Below are 16,900 nucleotides of genomic sequence, written 5' to 3'. Positions count from 1 at the left end.
TGATTACGACCTTAACCGCCATAAGCGATAGATGTTGGTGTCACTTACGCCCTCGTGTGTTGATGTCACCTGTGGTTTAGGCTGCGTTTCATGACGAGTTCCGGGGAGAACGGCGAGATATCTCCCGATAAATACGTGCCTGAACCCGGATATGGCGAGGTTCCCAGCCTCCCGCAGGAAGGTTACGGAGAATCTGCGGGACAACTGGAGTCGTATTGGGAGATTCCGGCGACACCATCGCCGATCGAGCAGTACCCGGGTTATCCACCGCCGTCGTACACCCCGACCCCAGAGCCACAAGCGCAGTATCAACAACCGCAATACCAACAACCACCGCAGTACCAGCAGTACCAACAGCCGCCGCAGTACCAGCAGCCATCGCAGTACGGACCTCCCAGCCAGTTCGGTGGGTACGTACAACCGGTGGGAACGAACGGCCTTGCGATCGCGTCATTGGTGACGGCGATAGTCGGCGGTTGCTTTTACGGACTCGGCGCGATTGTCGCGATAATTCTGGGCGTCGTCGCGCTCAATCAGATTAAACAAACAGGCCAGCAGGGGCGTGGGCTCGCGATTGCGGGTATTGCCGTCGGTGCCTCGGTTATCGCCATGTGGGTGATATTCGTGATTTTCATAGTGGCGGTGGGTTCCGTCTAACGCCAGCGTCGATGCTGCGCAGGTGATGCGACTGCGAGCGGCGGTTCCTGAATTGCCGTGGTGTGAGCATCGGCGGGGAGGGGTTTGCCGAAATAGTAACCCTGGCCTGTGGTGCATCCTGCGCGAGTGACGGCTGCTGCTTGTTCGGCAGTCTCGACGCCTTCGGCGATGGACTCCATTCCCAGTTTGTCGGCGATCGCGGCGATGGACTCCATCACGATGAATGCTCGCTCGGACGAGTGCTGCGCGTCGCTGAGAGCCCAGGTGAGGCTCTGGTCGATCTTCAGGATATCGAGTGGCAGTTCCGACAGAGCCGCAAAGGACGCAAAGCCGGCTCCGAAATCGTCGAGCGCTATCCGGATGCCTTCTTTGTGCAGCGTCGCCAGCGTAGCGGCGGCGTTCTGGCCGACGACGCCGAGTTCGGTGACTTCTACGATGACTTTGTTGTGCGGGGTGCCGGAGCGGTCAAGGGTGTCGATTATTTCTCGGGCAGCATTGTCGGTCGACAGCTGGCGTGGCGAGAAATTCACCGCGATATTCAACTGATCATCCCAGTGGGAGATGTGTGCGCAGATCAAGTCGAGGGTTTGCAATCCGATGGGAATGATCAAGCCGGACAATTCAGCAGATCGCATGAAATCTTGTGGTTCGATGACTCCGCGAAGGGGATGGCGCCAGCGTAGGAGTGCTTCGTAGCCGGTAACAGTCGAGGTTTCCAGGTGTACCTGGGGTTGGTACAGCACTTCGAATTGATGGTCGTCGAGTGCCTCGCGAAGCTCGCGAACCATGCGGATTCCTTTTCGTTCTGTTCCCGCACTAATGCACTGCCGCGCGGTTGCCCTCCAGCGGGTGCTTTGGTCATGTCGAGGGCAAGCCCCGCTTGTAACCTGCCCAGGGCTCCTCGTCCTGGTTCCCTTCACCTATGCCGAAACGGTACTTCACTCAGCGGCAATTGCCAATGATTAACTATTGTCTAAGATCCCTTGACGGGCTCCAGGGGATCGACGGATGTGAAGATCCAGGGGTCGCCCGGAACCTTCTGTGGATCGAAGCGATCAGCCAATTCCGTCGGCGAAACTACTTCACCAGGTTCGGCCAATCCGATGCTCGACGCAATCAGAGTCAGAACTTCGGCTGGGGTGCGGCCGAGGTCGCGTTGATCGGAGAGCGTGACCGCCCCGTCCCGTTTGGCCAGACGCTTGCCTTCGGAATTGAGTGCGAGGGGGACGTGGGCGTAGATCGGCGGTGTAATGGCCAGGAGTGTTGCCAGGTAGGCCTGGCGCGGTGCTGATGTCAGGAGGTCGTCGCCGCGGACAACCTGATCGACGTTCTGGGCGCCGTCGTCGACCACAACTGCCAAATTGTATGCGGGAACCCCGTCTCCGCGGAGTAGCACCACATCGTCGACGATTCCGGATATGTTGCCGTGCAACATATCTCGCACGGTGAATGACGTCGTCTCGGCACGCAGGCGCAGTGCGGGTTTACGGCCGGAGGCCAGCTTGTCGGCTTGCTCGGAAGGAGTGAGATTCCGGCACGTTCCGGGGTAGGCGCCGTCCGGGGCGTGTGGCGCGGAGGGTGCCTGCTGAATTTCCTTGCGCGTGCAGAAGCACGGGTACGTCAGCCCGCGATCGGTCAGTGACGTGATCGCGTCCGCGTACCGCGGCAGTCGGTCGGACTGTTTGACGACGTCGCCGTCCCAGTCGAGGCCCAGCGCTCGCAGGTCACTCAGTTGACGTTCCATGGCGCCTGGCCGCACACGATCCAGATCTTCGACGCGAATGAGAAAGTCGCGACCGGTGGTCCGGGCAAACAGCCATGCAAGGAGGGCAGTGCGAAGGTTTCCCAGATGCAAATCGCCGGATGGGCTCGGTGCAAATCGTCCTGATCCCGGCACGTCAGCCCCTGGATACAAGAGCGTCGGGAATTTCCATGTCGTGGAGGGTGAGCTTTATCTGACTCTCCAGGGCGTATTCGAGATAGTGCGGCGGATACATGCCGGGATTGCCTATCGCGTCGAGTGCGAGTCCGTCGACGGTTGCGAGGAGCAGCGCTGCGCGGGTTTCAGCTTCAGGCAATCTGATTCCGATCAGAACTGCGCAGATGCCGGTGCGAATAGTGAACAGCATCGTCCGCCGAATTTCCGCCAACGATTCGCTGGTGACAGCCCGGATGGCAAATGCGGCGAGGACGTGTGCTTCGCGCGTGCGCTGCTCGTCGAGGGGAAGCAGTTGTGACAAAGCCTGGAACAGCACAACGTGCGGGTCGGTTCCGGCTGGGGATTGGGTGAGACGGCTCAGCATTCGCTCTGCCAGAGTGCGCAGAGCAAATGTGAGCATCTCGTCCTTGGTCGAGAAGTGGTGCTGCACGGCGCCGATCGAGACGTCGGCGCGCTTTGCCACCTCGCGCACACTCGCATTCTCGAGTCCTGATTCGGCGGCAACATCGAAAAGCGCCGTGGCCAGCAAGTCCGGGTTGGTGGCTGATTTCCGACGTTCAGGCATGCGACGGACATTACCCGCGTATCGAAGCAATCCGCACGTCAGGGGTGGTTTTTCAGACGGCCCTGCCGAGATATGCGAGGAGTTTGGTTGCCTTGTCGGCATCATCGGCAACCGGGATCTCGGGGCCGCACACCCCTGCCATACGAATTGAATCACCGAGGCCGGCAGCAATCTGTGACACCCAATCGACGTCCTTTTCCGGAATCGAGGTGTCGGTGCCCGTAGCGGCTGCAAGGTCCCAGCCGTGAATGACCAGATCGAAGCACAGAAAACCGTCGACGGTGGCTCCCAGGTTGGTGCGGCCGAAATGTCCGTCGTATTCGAGGGTCGATTTTTCCGGATCGTCGAGAATCGCCTGCATCGAATCGCGCACTGCTGCCCAGGCGGCGGACGGGTTGTCGTCGACGGACGGTCCCGGCGCCAATTCGAGGCCGACGACCTTGACCATGTCGCGTTCGCTGTCGATCACGTGCCGGACCACATCGCGAGCCGTCCACCCTTCGCACGGAGAGTTGTTGTCCCACCGGTCCTCAGGTACTGCGTCGATCCGCTGGGTGAAGCCGGCGGCGAGGTCACGGTAGCGATCTGCGGGGGAGATATCGGCTGTAGTCATGCCACTGATTCTTCAGGATGGGGTCGGGGCGGCGATTGATTATTCGGACATCTTCCGAGAACGTGACCACTGTCCCCGGGGCCGTGCCAGTCGGGAGCTTCACTACGCAGTAGTTCTCGCAGATACCAGCTCATTTCGCGAACCTAGCCAGAGCTACCGACACCGTGGTTTTCCGATGATTCTTGTCAGTCGATCGGACCGAACCTGTATCCGAATCCGCGCACGGTCTTGATGTACTTGGGATTGGCCGGGTCGGATTCGATTTTCGACCGCAAGCTCTGAATATTGGCGTCGACGGCGCGAGTCTTGGTTGAATTCGTTTCACCCCACACCTTTGCGAGGAGCTGAGTTCGGGAGTAGACGTGGCCGGGGTGCATCGACATTTCGAGGAGCAGGCGCAATTCGGTTCGCGTGAGGTCGAGGCGTCGACGGCGGATGGTGGCGGTCATGGATCGGCGGTCGATTGTCAACTCGCCGTGGCGCTCTCGCTTGTCCGTCTGTGGGGTGGGCGTACTGCGGAGGAGGCTCGTTATCCGAGAATCGAGGCTGCGAGCGTCGAGTGGGTTGATGGCGAAATCCGACGCGACTTGTGGTGGTGCGTCGTCGATGTCTTCGGGGGACTCGACGATCATGATGATCGGAATCTCGCTGCGGAGACGGATTTGGCGGGCGACCTCGAAGCCGTCGATGTCCGGGAGTGAAAGATCGAGAACGGCAACGTCGAAGCTGTCGGTGCCGAGTGCGTCGAGGCTGTTTCGTCCGGACGCGAACAGATGAACGGTGTGGCCGACGCGCTCGAGTTCGACGCCGAAGGTCTCCGCTAGCGCAGGCTGATCCGTCGCCGCGAGAATCACGCTCATGTAGTGCCGCCCTGTTGCTGCTCGTCTCGGTAACCCGTCAATACCGACTTCGGCCAGTGTCGCAGATCACTATCGGCCCGGCCACTTCGGGCACGAGGAGCGGGAACTGGCAGACAAGAACGACCAGGGTTCAGGCAATGCGCTGCTACGCTGCTTTTCGCACGTCGATACGTAGCCGGGGGGCTCAGATGGGGAACGAAGTACTGCAAGCAGACGCCGAGTCGCTACGGGCGTTGGCCGACGCGGTGAGAAACCAAGGAGCCGTGATTGCCGGCATCGACGTGTCGGGAATTCTCGCTGACGCGGCAGCGGCGATGCCCGATTCGGCGAGCGGCCCGGCCGCCGCGAGGGCCGGTGACCCGATTACCACCGGATACCGCGCTACCTCGGAGATGTTGACGTCGATGGCTGACGCTGCCCAATCCAGTGCGAGCAGCTACGACGCTGTCGAGGTCGCATTCCGGAACCGGCTGGCCGCCTACCAGGCGGCCGTGTAGGTGGCGACGATCTCGCAGGTTCGCGCCTGGGATCCGACTGGTTTAGCCGCCGCTGCAACGGCATTGGAGCAGAAGAACCGGGACTTCATGCACGCTGTGGAATCAGCGCATCGCGCGGTCGACTTCGCGCTCGATCAGTGGAAAGGCGAAGCCTCGGCTGCAGCGTCGGCGCGAGCCTTGGCTGACAGTATTGCCGCGACACATCTGACCACAGGAGTATTCGCCGAAGCCGACGCGTTGAGTGAAGCTGCTGCCGCGTTGGGGCCGGCGCGGGCGGCGGTGATCGACATTGCGGACAGTGCGATCGCCGAGGGCATGGCTGTCGCCGATGACGGTCGAGTGAGCGCACCTCGGTACGGAAGCGGTAACACTGCACTCGACATCTTGGGGCAGGCTGCGTTCGACGAGAAGGCGCACAGCTTCGAGGCGAGACTGGTTCCGGCCTTGCACATGGCGGGAAGCCTCGACGAGGGTGCTGCCGCGGCCTTGTCGAAGGCAGCAGGAGACCTCGCTGATCTCGCACAGTCCCCAAGCGCCCAGCAGACGATGAGCGCGGTGGTGGCCGCGATCCTCGACGGCAACGCGTTCCCCCCGGTCGGTGCGAGGGAGTTCAACGAATTCTGGGAATCGCTGTCCCCCAACGACAAAGATGCTCTCGCGGCGTTCGATCCGGGAATCGGGAACAGAGACGGGATGCCAGCCGTAGATCGCGATCATTTCAACCGGATCAACCTCGGCAACCTGCAGTCGTCGACGTCGACCGAACTCGCCGACCTCGACGGCAGGCACCCCGATTGGGCCAAGGGTCGCAACATTCCGTCGGATGCGGGCAGCGTGGACGAGGCGGACCAGCAGGCGCGCCGCGACTACGAGCGGTGGCAGCAGCAACGCGCGGACCTGCAGCAGCGTCTCGACGGTTACGGCGTCCTCGCCGACCAGATCGACCCCACTCTCGCCGAGGAGGGTGATTCGGAGAAGTATCTGCTCGGTGTCGACGACGAAGGTCGGGCCATCGTGGCACTGAATAATCCCGACACCGCGACGAACGTCGCAACGTTCGTACCTGGCACCGGCAGCCACCTGGGAACCATCGGCGGCGACATCGACCGCTCCCAAATGATGTTGGACTCGACGGAATACCAGCGACGGTTCGCGGGGCTCGAGGGATCGACCTCCGTGGTGACCTGGTACGGATACGATGCGCCGCAAACGATCCCGCAAGCAGGGCTCGACGGGTATGCCGATGGTGGGGCCGGATCGCTGGACCGGTTCCAAGACGGCCTCCGTGCATCCCACGACGGCACGCCTTCGCACAACACGGTTATCGGACACAGTTACGGATCGACCGTGATCGGCGCTGCGGCCTCGGGCGGACGATCGATCGACGCGAACGATCTGTTTTTCGTGGGTAGCCCCGGAGTGGGGATGGACCGGGTCGAGGGACTCTCCCTCGAGGGCATCGATCCCGGACATGTCGGCGGCCACGTATACGCCACCGCCGCGGCCAATGATCCGGTTCCGATGATTGGGGACGTGTTCGGCAGTCTCTCGCATGGCGCGAATCCCGCGAACGATCTTCCATTGATCGGATTCGGTGCCACCGTTGTCGAATCCGCACCCGGGACCGGGATCGACGCCGGTCTGCTGGGTGAGCTCCCCAGCCCGGCCGCGCACAGTGAGTACTGGGAAAACAACAATCCGGCTCTTGCCGGTATGGGCCATGTGATCGCCGGACTAGGAGCGCCATGACCAACGCAACTCGACGCCGTAAAGCATTCGGCTCGAGCAGTATCGCGGTGGCAGTGCTGCTGTCGGCGTGTACGACGACGGAGAACGGAAAAGTGACGGAAGCCGACATGAATCTGACCCGCCCGCAGGCCCAGGCCAAGGTGATCGAGTACCTGACCGAAACGATCGCGGCACTGCCGCCGGGTGCCTACCTGACGCGGTATTCCGAGCTGAACAAAAAAGTCACCCTCAGCCCGGGTGGCACCGTCCCGTGCAACGACAGCAATCTGTCGAAGGACACATCCGTGGACTACGGCGTGACGTATTTCCTCGAGTCTTCTGACGCTGCGAGCATTCCAGGTTTCGGCGATACGATCCGCAATCTGTGGACTGAGCGGGGCTGGAAGTTTCGAACGTACGACTCCGCCGGGGACACGACGAGCACCGAAACCATTTTGCCGGATGGATATCGGATGGTCTTCGACGAGCATCCACGAGGAGCGGGCCTGAGCGGGTCGTCGCCGTGTTTCCCTCGACCCGAAGCGTCGGATCATCCGAACGCGCCCGTGCAGATCGATCAGCCATGACCGGGCCCGCATCCTCGTTTCCGGAGTTGACTGTCCTTGCCCGCCAAGTCGACATCGAGGTCGGGAAAGTTCGCGCCCGCGCAGATGCCGGAGGTGGTGCCGTCAGCGTCGAGGTCGACGCGTTCGGTGCGATTACCGACCTGCAACTGACCGAAAGTTGCCTCGGGGCCGGCGCCGCTGCACTCTCCGCCGCGATCACAGCGTCCCACCGAACCGCCTGCGCGGCAGCAGCGGCGGCCGCGCAGGAACTACGCGCGCCTCTCCTTCGCGACTCTCGCGTCGCCAGGGCAATGGAGGCGTTCAATCAGGTGCCGGCCGTACCCGAGACTCATCTGCTGCGACGAGCTGGCCGGGCACCGGTCGACGACGACCCGCCCTTCGGCGGCGGTTCGTTCATGCGACGTGCCTGAAACCCGGCAAAAAACGCTCGCAAAAAAGAACCCCCTGTGAACCGCTTCTCAGCAGTTCACAGGGGGTTCCTTTGGCGGAGGATAGGGGATTTGAACCCCTGAGGGCGTTAACCCAACCCGCGTTCCAGGCGAGCGCCATAGGCCACTAGGCGAATCCTCCGTGGAGAAGCATACCCAAGAGAACGACTGAAGCGTTAAACGGGTATCTGACCTGCGGCTATGTGGCGGCAATTCGGCTGCCGGCCGAAACGCGGCGGGTGGTGTCCCAAGGTTCCGGAAGGCCGTCTACACTGTTCATTGGATCCCGCGCGGCGCGCATCCTGTGAACTCCCCCAGGGCCGGAAGGCAGCAAGGGTCAACGGGCTCTGCCGGGTGCGCGGGGTCCTCTATTTTTTTCACATATCCCGACCCCGCCTCGTCGGTGAAAGGCCGCTCCGGATGCCTATCCAAACCCAGATCGGGTTGATGAGCCATGAAGAACTCACCTCCGAGCATGAGAGTCAGAGCGCGAAGTACTCGCAGCTGCAGGCCCAGAAGCTCGTCCTCGATCTGACTCGCGGTAAGCCTTCGCCTGAGCAACTCGACCTTTCCGCAGCGTTGCTTGCGCTGCCGGGCGACGGTGATTTCCGTGACGGCAGTGGCACCGACTGCCGCAACTACGGTGGCTTGACGGGGCTGCCGGAACTGCGTGCGATTTTCGGTGAACTGCTGGGCATTCCTGTTGCCAACCTTCTTGCCGGCAACAACGCGAGCCTCGAGATCATGCACGACAACGTGGTGTTCTCACTTCTTCACGGCACTCCTGACTCGGCGCAGCCGTGGGCGCGCGAAGAGAAGATCAAGTTCCTCTGCCCGGCTCCGGGTTACGACCGCCACTTTGCGATCACCGAGTCGTTGGGCATCGAGATGATCGCGATCCCGATGAACCACGACGGTCCTGACGTCGCGAAGATCGCGGAACTGGTTGCCGCGGATCCGCAGATCAAGGGGATGTGGGTTGTTCCGGTGTACGCCAACCCGACCGGTGCGGTGTATTCGAAAGAAATCGTCTCCGAGCTGGCGTCGATGCCGGCCGCGGCGCCTGATTTCCGTTTGTACTGGGACAACGCGTACGCGGTTCACCCACTGTTCGGTGAGATCGCACCGTCGTACGACGTTCTGACGATGGCTGCAGAAGCCGGACATCCCAACCGTCCGCTGGTGTTCGCGTCGACGTCCAAGATCACCTTTGCCGGTGCCGGCGTCAGTTTCTTCGGTGCCTCTGCCGAGAACCTTGCGTGGTACCAGAAGTACCTCGGTAAGAAGAGTATCGGCCCGGACAAGATCAACCAGCTCCGCCACTTGCGATTCTTCGGTGATGCGGATGGCGTTCGCGCACATATGGAGAAGCATCGCGAATTGCTCGCGCCCAAGTTCGAGTTGGTTCTGAAGATCCTCGAGGATCGGTTGGGTGCGTCGAAGGTCGCGTCGTGGACCGAGCCGAAGGGCGGCTACTTCATCAGCCTCGACGTTGTCGACGGCACGGCAAAGCGCGTCATCGAACTCGCGAAGAATGCCGGTATTGCGCTCACTGCAGCCGGTTCTGCCTTCCCGTACAGCACGGATCCGGATGATCGGAACATTCGTCTGGCCCCGAGTTTCCCTTCACTCGGCGATCTCGAGGTAGCCATGGACGGTGTCGCGACGTGTGTCCTGTTGGCGGCAACAGAATCGCGTCTCACCGAAAGCTGAGTCGCCTGTGACGGCGCGCCCAAGTCGTGAGCGTCGGTCATCTCTTGTAGCGTTCGGTGCACCAGTTCCTGACATTGGCGCATATCCGGAGGTTGTACGTGGCGGGTGCAGTCAATGCTTCGGAAAGTGCTGTGGTGGAGATGAGTTCAGGGGCATCTGAATTACGACAGGCGACTCCGCAGCGAATAATGCGAGTCGGTGTGATCGGCTTTGTCGTTCTCGTGGTGCTTGCTGTTGCTTCAGTCCTGATGGTTCTGTTCGGTGTTCCGATGGATGTGATCTATTGGGGCATTTTCCACAATTTCCTCGATCTTGACGTCTACCGCCACGGCGGCAGTTTTGTGGTGCAGGGACTGCCGTTGTACGACGGTCCGGTTCTGCAGGGAATGATGTTCACGTACACCCCGTTCGCGGGGATCCTGTTCACGGTGTGGGCGGTGCTCACGTTTCAACAGGCGATCGTCGTGTGGACGGTTCTCAATGTTGTCGCGCTTTTTGCGGTGGTCGTGCTGTGCTGGAAATATCTCGGGTACCGCCTCGGCGTCAAGACGTATGCAGTGAGCGCGTTGGCCACGGTCATTTTCCTGTTCATGGAACCGGTACGCACGACGCTGTGGCTCGGGCAGATCAACATTTTCCTGCTGCTGTTGATCGTGTGGGATTTGGGCCGGGACGAAAAAAGTCGCCTTCGGGGTATCGGCGCCGGGATCGCGGCGGGGGTCAAACTGACTCCGGCGTTCTTCTGGGCGTACCTGTTCATCACGAAGCAGTGGCGCGCCTTGGTGACTGCGGTGATCACGTTCGCCGCGACGGTGGCTTTGGGTTTCATCGTGATGTACAACGACGCGTTGACCTACTGGACCGGCACGCTCTTCGACAGCGATCGGGTGGGACGTACCGACTCACCGAGTAATCAGTCGGTGTCGGGTTTGATCGCTCAGTTGACGCATACGCCGACGCCGTCGAAGGTGCTCGTTCTCGGGTGCAGCGTGGTGGCCGTGTGTCTCGGACTGGGAGCTGCCTGGATGGCTCACCGCAGGGGGCAGAAGTTGCTCGGGCTGACCATGACCGGGCTCACCGCCACAACCGTGTCCCCCTTCTCGTGGGGTCACCACTGGGTGTGGTTTGTTCCGCTGGTGATCCTGGCTTCTCACTACGCGATGGCGTCGAAGAAGATCTGGGCTTGGGTCGTGCCGATCGTGTTCCTCCTACCCGTCCTGAACTGGTCGCACACGTGGCCGATACCCGCGGCGGATATGCAGGGTACCGACCGCTTTATCGGCATGGGAATGTTTATGTTGCCCTCGCCCGACTACCTGCGAATCGCCATGGTGGCTGTCTATCTGTGGGTGTTTGTCGTGGCCGCTGCCATGACGCTGATCGTGTTCGGTTGGAAGAAATGGACAGTGCCGAATCTGGAAGCTGCAGACACACCGGCCTGACATGGCAGGATCGGATGTATGGCACTTCATCTGAATCTCGTCGGCGACCCCGAAGCGGATGCTCTCCTCTCCGAGGACCCGTTGGCCTTGTTGCTCGGAATGTTGCTCGACCAGCAGGTTCCGATGGAGACGGCATTTCTGGGGCCGAAGAAGCTCGCGGATCGCATGGACGGTCTCGACGTCCGTCGCATCGCGGAGATGGACACGGACGCGTTCATCGAGATTTGCGCGCAGACGCCGGCAGTCCATCGTTTCCCGAAGTCGATGGGCGAACGCATCCAATCCGTGTGCCAGTTCATCGTCGAAAAGTACGACGGTGACACCGCTGCGATCTGGACGTCGGGTGATCCGAACGGCAAGGAAGTGCTCAAACGACTCAAGGCGCTGCCCGGTTACGGCGATCAGAAGGCCCGAATCTTCTTGGCGCTGCTGGGCAAACAAATCGGGGTCCAGCCTGACGGTTGGCGCGAAGCAGCTGGGGATTACGGACTCGACGGGTCACGGCGGTCCATAGCCGACGTGGTCGACGAGCAGACGCTCCTCGAGGTCCGCGAGTTCAAGAAAGCCGCCAAGGCTGCAGCAAAGGCAAAATAGTCAGCCGAATTGCGTACTACTCGCCCGCACCAGCTTCACCAAGTCGCCTGCCGGCCCTTCGAGTTGCCGCGGCGGCCGCCATACGGCTCGCAAGGTGCGGGCGAGGTCGAGGCCGTCCACCTGGACAACCCGAAGGTCACCCGATTTCACCTGCTCACTGACTGCAAGAGTGCTCAGCACTGCCGGTCCGACACCGCCGAGGACGCTGGTGCGGATGGCGGCCGAGCTACCGAGCTCGAGCAGGGGCGTCGCGCGCTCGTATTCCGAAAGCGCAACATCGAGAGTGGTCCGAGTGCCGGATCCTGGCTCGCGGACCAGCAACGGCGTCATGGCCAGTTCGCCGATGGTGAGAGGTTTACGCCGACGCGCCCATGCGTGATCGGGATCGACAACGACTACGAGTGAATCGCGGGCGACGGTGATGCTGTGTAGGTGCCTGGGCACAGTCGGGGATTCGACAAATCCGAGATCGCACATTCCCACGTCGATCGCTTCGATGACACGCGTCGAGTTGTAGACCTGCAGATGCACTGTGACGTCGGGGTGTAACCCACGAAAAGTGCCCAGCCACGCCGGAATCAGATGTTCGGCAACAGTCATGCTGGCGCAGACCGTCAACTCCGCCGATCGCTCGGTCCGCATTCCTTCGGCCACGTCGAGTAGCTGTGTCGAATTGGCCAGGACGCGCCGGGCCCAATGGACGATGACGGTGCCTTGCGGAGTTAGCGTCGCCCCGGTTGATTTTCGGTGGATCAGGGGCATACCGAGTTGGCGTTCCAGCGCTTTGATCGCACGGCTGGCGTTGGGTTGCGCGATATGCGCGAGACGGCTTGCAGCGCTGAGGCTTCCGTGATCATCGACGCCGACCAGTAGCTCGAGTGTGGTGAGGTCCGGCCAGCGTCGGGTCATGCATTCAGGCTATACCCAATTACCCGGACATATCGTATTGATATGCCGTGATAGCAGAAATCGAGCTACCGCACCAATGATTTCTGACGGACTCTGGACGAGTGAACAGCGATGTGAAGTCCGTGGTCGACAAACCGGCCGTTGCCTCGCCGGCGCCTGTGCGGCGGTGGGCGAGTATCACTGCGCTCGTGCCCGGAGTGGCCCTGTGCGCCGTCGGTGCGGCAATCGCGCTGGGGGTCGGGCGGCTCTTTTCCGCTGTCAGTCCGCTGCTGATTGCCATCGTCGCCGGCGCGATCGTGGCGAATACTGTCACCCTGCCTGCGAAATTCCAGCCGGGACTGACTTTTTCGTCTAAACGACTGCTGCGAATCGGAATCGCATTGCTCGGTCTGCAGTTGATGTTCAGCGACATCGTCGGGCTCGGCTGGGGTGTGATCGCCGTCGTCGTGGCGATCGTTGTTCTTGGCATCGCCGGAACAATGTATGCCGGAAAGCTTTTGGGTCTGTCGTGGACACAGCGAATTCTGATTGCGTGCGGCTTCTCGATCTGCGGCGCCGCGGCTGTGGCCGCCGCGGATGGCGTGGTGAATGCAAAAGAAGAAGAGTTACTTACTGCGGTAGCGCTGGTGGTGATCTTCGGAACGTTGATGATTCCGGCAATTCCGTTGTTGGCGAGGAGTTTCGGACTCGATGACGTCAGCGCGGGCATGTGGGCCGGTGGGTCGATTCACGAGGTTGCGCAGGTTGTTGCCGCCGGCAGTGCTCTCGGTGCCACCGCATTGGGTGTTGCCACCATTGTGAAACTTGCGCGTGTGCTGATGCTGGCGCCGGTCATGGCGTTCTTGAGTATCCGTCAACGTGCCATGTCCGACAATTCGAATCTCCAGGTGAAGCGGCCGCCGCTGGTGCCCCTGTTCACGTTGGCCTTCATCGCATTCATGGGGCTGCGTTCAACGGGGATTCTCCCGGAAGAGGTTCTCGGCGTCGCGAAGACGGTGCAAACCGCATTGTTGGCGGCTGCGATGTTTGCCCTCGGGCTCGGTGTGCGACTGAGTGTGATCCGCGGAGTCGGAGTGCGCCCATTCGTGTTGGCTGCATTGTCGACGGTCTGGGTGGCCCTGATCGCCTTGGTCGGTGTTGTGCTGGTCAGCTGATCGTTCTCACCCTTGGCGCTGGGCTTTCCATTCGCTGGGGCTCATCGAAAACTGCGTGCGAAACCACCGCGAGAAACTGCCTTGAGTAGAAAATCCGAGGTGCACGGCAACGTCGGTCAACGAATAGCGTGGGTTCGACACCAAGCGTTGCGCGAGGCTACTGCGTACCGAATTGAGAACAGCCGTGAAGGTATCACCCGATTCTGCTAGATGGCGGTGCAGGGTTCGCCGATCGAAGCCGAGGCTCCGAGCCACATGTTCGACGGAGCATCGTCCGGTGGGGAGCAGCACTTCGATCAATTCCCTTGTGCGGCTGAGGGTATCGGAGGAATCCGCGGCGGGAAGCGAGTCGAGGAATGCTCGTGCATATGGGCGAAGTAGCTCATCGGCCAGTTCGTTGCGGGCATCTAGATCGCTCGCATAGAACACGATTCCGGTGAACTCGTGATCGAAGTCCACCGCGTTGCCGAGAATTCGTCGATGTGTACTGGTGTCTTGCGGAGCACTGTGTGTGAATCCGACGCTCACCGGTTGCCAGGCAGGCCCGAGAAAGCTCCGCAGGATCTGCACTGTGGCGCCGACGGCGAGTTCGACGGTCTGCCTGGTGTCGACCGAGTCTGCGGTTGGCCTCGAATTCGCAGGATCGCCGACTTCCAGGCCGATGCGCAGGGTGGCCAATCCGCTGACTTCGGTGAGACGGATGCGCAGTGCCTCGTTGTAGGTGTGCTCGTACCGGATCAGGACGTCCAGTGCGCTCCTGACGTCGGGTTCTTCCCTGATGACCAGGCTGAGCGGCCCGAGATTGGACAGCCTGCGGAGTTCGGCAAGGAGGAGGCCGAAATCTTCGCGCCCGGATTCCGTTGCGGACAGTTCGAGGAGCGCGGCAATCGAGGCTGCTGGCACCCACTGATCGGGGTTGGCCAGGCTTGTCGGAGCGAGGCCGACGCTCCTCATCAGGTCGACGGCATCGATGTGGACCGAGCGACACAGGTCGACGTAGCGGTTGAGCGACGCATAGCGGGCGAGTGGCTTCACGAGGTTCCTTAGTTCTTGACTTAATGTCCCGAAATGTTGTGCTGCGTGTCTCGTACAGTTAAGCATGTGAGCCGGATCTCACCTAGTGTTGTTCACATCAGATCGCGACCCCGGAGTCGAAAGTAACTTCTGGAAGTTGTTGCGTACGAACATAGCTCGACCGAATTTGTCGACTATGCCCACAGAATTGGAGAGCATCGTGGCACACGCCATTCGATTCCATGAGATCGGTACCCCGTCTGTCATGCGTTGGGAAGAGGTCGAGGTAGGTCAGCCCGGGGCTGGTGAGGTCCGGATTCGCCACGGCGCCGTCGGACTCAACTTCGCCGACACGTACTTCAGAAGTGGCCTCTACCCTGCGCAATTGCCTGCCGGTATGGGCGTCGAGGGTGCCGGAACTATCGAGGCGGTCGGTGCGGGTGTTGCCGATTTCAGTGTGGGGGATCGGGTGACCTACACCGGCAGTCCGCTCGGGGCGTACAGCACCGAGCGCATCATGCCGGCTGCCGACCTGATCGCGTTGCCCGACGGTATCGATTTCGAGACGGCAGCAGCGATGACCATGCGCGGCCTCACAGCGGCTTACCTTCTGCGCCGCATCTACCCGCTGAAGGCAGGGGATACCGTTCTGCTGCACGCTGCTGCAGGTGGAGTTGGTTTGATCTTCACTCAGTGGGCAAAGCTGCTGGGCATCAAGGTGATCGGGACTGTTTCCACAGACGAGAAGGCAGCTGTTGCCCTGGCGCACGGGTGCGATGAGGTCATCATCTACACCCGCGAGGATGTTGTTGCGCGGGTCAGGGAGATCACCGGTGGTGTCGGTGTGCCGGTTGTCTACGACAGCATCGGGCAGTCCACGTTCGAGGTCTCACTCGACTCCTTGGCACGCCGAGGGCTGATGGTGTGCTTCGGAACCGCATCAGGGCCGACGCCGCCGATCAACGCAATGCAGTTGGCGGTCAAGGGATCTCTTTTTGTCACTCGACCGGCCTTGGCCGACTACATCGCCGATCCGGCGGAGCGCGCCGAATTGGCCGCCGAGCTCTTCTCGCACGTCGAAGAGGGGCGGATCAAGATCGGAATCAATCAGCGGTATGCACTCGAAGATGCGGTGCGTGCGCACCACGATCTGGAATCCGGCCGCAGTATCGGTTCCTCCGTCTTTACCGTCTGACGCCATCCGTCGAAAGGGGAATCGTCATGAATAACACTGCAACGCTGATTGATACGGCCACCAGGTCGATCACCGTCGAGAAGCTGACCTGCTCCATCGGTGCCGAACTGTCCGGAGTGGACCTCGGCGTTGTCGCTCGCGACGACGCTTTGTTCGCCGAAATCAAATCGCTCCTGCTCGAGCACAAGGTTCTGTTCTTCCGTGACCAGGACTTCAGCCGGGCGCAGCACGTAGAACTGGCACAACGCTTCGGCGACCTCGAGGATCATCCCGCGCTGGGTAGCGATCCCGACCATCCCGGGCTGGTCCGCATCTACAAAGACCTCGACAGTCCGCCGGAGCATTTCGAGAATGCCTATCACTGCGACGCGACGTGGCGCGTGAACCCACCGATGGGATGCGTGCTCCGCTGTGTGGAAACACCACCCGTCGGAGGTGACACCATCTGGGTGAACATGGCACTGGCATACGACAATCTGCCTGCCGGCATCAAGGACCAGATCAAGGACCTCAAAGCCCGGCACAGTATCGAATCGAGCTTCGGTGCCAGGATGCCGATCGAACAGCGCCATCAGCTCAAGGAGCGCTTTCCGGACGCCGAACATCCCGTTGTGCGAACGCATCCCGAGACCGGCGAGAAGATTCTTTTTGTCAATTCGTTTGCGACGCACCTCGTCAATTACCACACACCGGAGAACATTCGATACGGCATCGACTTCGCTCCTGGCTCGAGTAACTTGCTCAACTACCTCGCAAGCCAGGCCCAGATTCCCGAGTATCAGGTTCGGTGGCGCTGGACCGAGAACAGCGTCGCAATCTGGGACAACCGTTCAACGCAACACTATGCAGTGCAGGACTATTGGCCTGCAGTTCGAAAGATGGAACGCGCCGGAATAGTCGGCGACGCACCGTTCTGATCGTCCCCCTTCTTTCTCAGCTCTCATCTGATTGGAGTTTTGTTATGCATTTTCACGATGATGCCTTGTTCCCGGAGGTTCAGGAGAA

The 16,900-nt window shown here is 61.0% G+C and carries 18 protein-coding genes, 1 tRNA gene and 1 other RNA gene; 12 read left to right on the top strand and 8 right to left on the bottom strand.

Features of this window, described 5'->3' with window-relative positions:
* Nucleotides 1–90 precede the first annotated feature (90 nt).
* Nucleotides 91–657, top strand: a complete 567-nt coding sequence (locus tag FEZ60_RS20265) for a DUF4190 domain-containing protein (RefSeq protein WP_172936863.1) — start codon at nucleotides 91–93, stop codon at nucleotides 655–657.
* On the opposite strand, the gene FEZ60_RS20260 is transcribed toward FEZ60_RS20265, so the two are convergent.
* From FEZ60_RS20260 to FEZ60_RS20240, 5 genes are all read right to left on the bottom strand, one after another.
* On the bottom strand, nucleotides 654–1,445 hold the full coding sequence (locus FEZ60_RS20260) for an EAL domain-containing protein (RefSeq protein WP_045066463.1): 792 nt from the start codon (nucleotides 1,443–1,445) through the stop codon (nucleotides 654–656). The genes FEZ60_RS20265 and FEZ60_RS20260 overlap by 4 nt on opposite strands.
* A gap of 185 nt (nucleotides 1,446–1,630) precedes the next feature.
* Entirely contained in the window at nucleotides 1,631–2,554 is a 924-nt protein-coding gene (gene gluQRS / locus FEZ60_RS20255; protein ID WP_172936862.1) for a tRNA glutamyl-Q(34) synthetase GluQRS, read from the bottom strand.
* A gap of 1 nt (nucleotide 2,555) precedes the next feature.
* Nucleotides 2,556–3,161 carry a TetR/AcrR family transcriptional regulator gene (locus FEZ60_RS20250; RefSeq protein WP_045066468.1) on the bottom strand — a complete coding sequence of 202 codons (606 nt, stop codon included), beginning with the start codon at nucleotides 3,159–3,161 and terminating at the stop codon, nucleotides 2,556–2,558.
* Between the two features lie 52 nt (nucleotides 3,162–3,213).
* Entirely contained in the window at nucleotides 3,214–3,774 is a 561-nt protein-coding gene (locus FEZ60_RS20245) for a TIGR03086 family metal-binding protein (protein ID WP_045066469.1), read from the bottom strand.
* A gap of 185 nt (nucleotides 3,775–3,959) precedes the next feature.
* Entirely contained in the window at nucleotides 3,960–4,634 is a 675-nt protein-coding gene (locus FEZ60_RS20240; protein WP_033235055.1) for a response regulator transcription factor, read from the bottom strand.
* A 188-nt stretch (nucleotides 4,635–4,822) separates the two neighbouring features.
* Here FEZ60_RS20240 and FEZ60_RS20235 point away from each other — a divergent pair, with 188 nt between their 5' ends.
* Genes FEZ60_RS20235 through FEZ60_RS20220 form a run of 4 tightly spaced genes read left to right on the top strand, consistent with a single transcriptional unit; the run spans nucleotide 4,823 to nucleotide 7,856 of the window.
* Complete coding sequence (locus FEZ60_RS20235) at nucleotides 4,823–5,131, top strand: hypothetical protein (RefSeq protein ID WP_172936861.1); 309 nt, start codon at nucleotides 4,823–4,825, stop codon at nucleotides 5,129–5,131.
* Nucleotides 5,132–6,880 (top strand): alpha/beta hydrolase, encoded by a 1,749-nt coding sequence (locus tag FEZ60_RS33150; RefSeq protein ID WP_051730577.1) that lies wholly within the window; start codon nucleotides 5,132–5,134, stop codon nucleotides 6,878–6,880. It abuts the gene before it with no gap.
* Nucleotides 6,877–7,446, top strand: coding sequence for a hypothetical protein (locus FEZ60_RS20225; RefSeq protein ID WP_045066473.1), 570 nt, complete (start codon nucleotides 6,877–6,879; stop codon nucleotides 7,444–7,446). Before FEZ60_RS33150 ends, FEZ60_RS20225 begins: the two co-directional genes overlap by 4 nt.
* The gene (locus FEZ60_RS20220; RefSeq protein ID WP_033235052.1) at nucleotides 7,443–7,856 is read left to right on the top strand and encodes a YbaB/EbfC family nucleoid-associated protein; all 414 of its coding nucleotides are present in this window, start codon (nucleotides 7,443–7,445) and stop codon (nucleotides 7,854–7,856) included. Before FEZ60_RS20225 ends, FEZ60_RS20220 begins: the two co-directional genes overlap by 4 nt.
* 72 nt (nucleotides 7,857–7,928) lie before the next feature.
* On the opposite strand, the gene FEZ60_RS20215 is transcribed toward FEZ60_RS20220, so the two are convergent.
* Nucleotides 7,929–8,016 (bottom strand) — tRNA-Ser (locus tag FEZ60_RS20215).
* Nucleotides 8,017–8,151: 135 nt separating this feature from the next.
* Here FEZ60_RS20215 and ffs point away from each other — a divergent pair.
* The 4 genes from ffs to FEZ60_RS20195 all read left to right on the top strand — a co-directional run bounded on the left by ffs (nucleotide 8,152) and on the right by FEZ60_RS20195 (nucleotide 11,623).
* Nucleotides 8,152–8,251: signal recognition particle sRNA small type (gene ffs / locus FEZ60_RS20210), an RNA gene on the top strand.
* Between the two features lie 43 nt (nucleotides 8,252–8,294).
* Nucleotides 8,295–9,587: an aminotransferase class I/II-fold pyridoxal phosphate-dependent enzyme gene (locus FEZ60_RS20205; RefSeq protein ID WP_033235042.1), complete on the top strand. Its 1,293-nt coding sequence runs from the start codon at nucleotides 8,295–8,297 to the stop codon at nucleotides 9,585–9,587.
* Nucleotides 9,588–9,685: 98 nt separating this feature from the next.
* Nucleotides 9,686–11,029, top strand: coding sequence for a glycosyltransferase 87 family protein (locus FEZ60_RS20200; protein ID WP_346343389.1), 1,344 nt, complete (start codon nucleotides 9,686–9,688; stop codon nucleotides 11,027–11,029).
* Nucleotides 11,030–11,047: 18 nt separating this feature from the next.
* Nucleotides 11,048–11,623, top strand: coding sequence for an HhH-GPD-type base excision DNA repair protein (locus FEZ60_RS20195; protein WP_033235040.1), 576 nt, complete (start codon nucleotides 11,048–11,050; stop codon nucleotides 11,621–11,623).
* Here FEZ60_RS20195 and FEZ60_RS20190 read toward each other — a convergent pair whose 3' ends face one another.
* Complete coding sequence (locus tag FEZ60_RS20190; RefSeq protein ID WP_095887695.1) at nucleotides 11,624–12,532, bottom strand: LysR family transcriptional regulator; 909 nt, start codon at nucleotides 12,530–12,532, stop codon at nucleotides 11,624–11,626.
* Between the two features lie 101 nt (nucleotides 12,533–12,633).
* Here FEZ60_RS20190 and FEZ60_RS20185 point away from each other — a divergent pair, with 101 nt between their 5' ends.
* The gene (locus FEZ60_RS20185; RefSeq protein WP_092805765.1) at nucleotides 12,634–13,686 is read left to right on the top strand and encodes a putative sulfate exporter family transporter; all 1,053 of its coding nucleotides are present in this window, start codon (nucleotides 12,634–12,636) and stop codon (nucleotides 13,684–13,686) included.
* 6 nt (nucleotides 13,687–13,692) lie between these two features.
* Here the strand turns inward: FEZ60_RS20185 and FEZ60_RS20180 are convergent, their stop codons facing one another.
* Complete coding sequence (locus tag FEZ60_RS20180) at nucleotides 13,693–14,721, bottom strand: AraC family transcriptional regulator (protein WP_172936860.1); 1,029 nt, start codon at nucleotides 14,719–14,721, stop codon at nucleotides 13,693–13,695.
* Between the two features lie 199 nt (nucleotides 14,722–14,920).
* Between FEZ60_RS20180 and FEZ60_RS20175 the strand changes: the two genes are divergently transcribed.
* Together FEZ60_RS20175 and FEZ60_RS20170 are read left to right on the top strand one after the other, a co-directional pair.
* A complete protein-coding gene (locus tag FEZ60_RS20175; protein ID WP_033235209.1) occupies nucleotides 14,921–15,895 on the top strand; it encodes a quinone oxidoreductase in 975 nt (324 codons plus the stop codon).
* 26 nt (nucleotides 15,896–15,921) lie between these two features.
* The gene (locus FEZ60_RS20170) at nucleotides 15,922–16,812 is read left to right on the top strand and encodes a TauD/TfdA family dioxygenase (protein ID WP_045066482.1); all 891 of its coding nucleotides are present in this window, start codon (nucleotides 15,922–15,924) and stop codon (nucleotides 16,810–16,812) included.
* Nucleotides 16,813–16,900: the final 88 nt, after the last annotated feature.

Origin of the sequence: Rhodococcus sp. MS16, from assembly GCF_013277795.1 — a bacterium.
In the GTDB taxonomy this organism is placed as follows: domain Bacteria; phylum Actinomycetota; class Actinomycetes; order Mycobacteriales; family Mycobacteriaceae; genus Rhodococcus_F; species Rhodococcus_F globerula.
The sequence above is the reverse complement of the archived record's forward strand: the minus strand, read 5'-3'. Positions and strand labels throughout refer to the sequence as shown.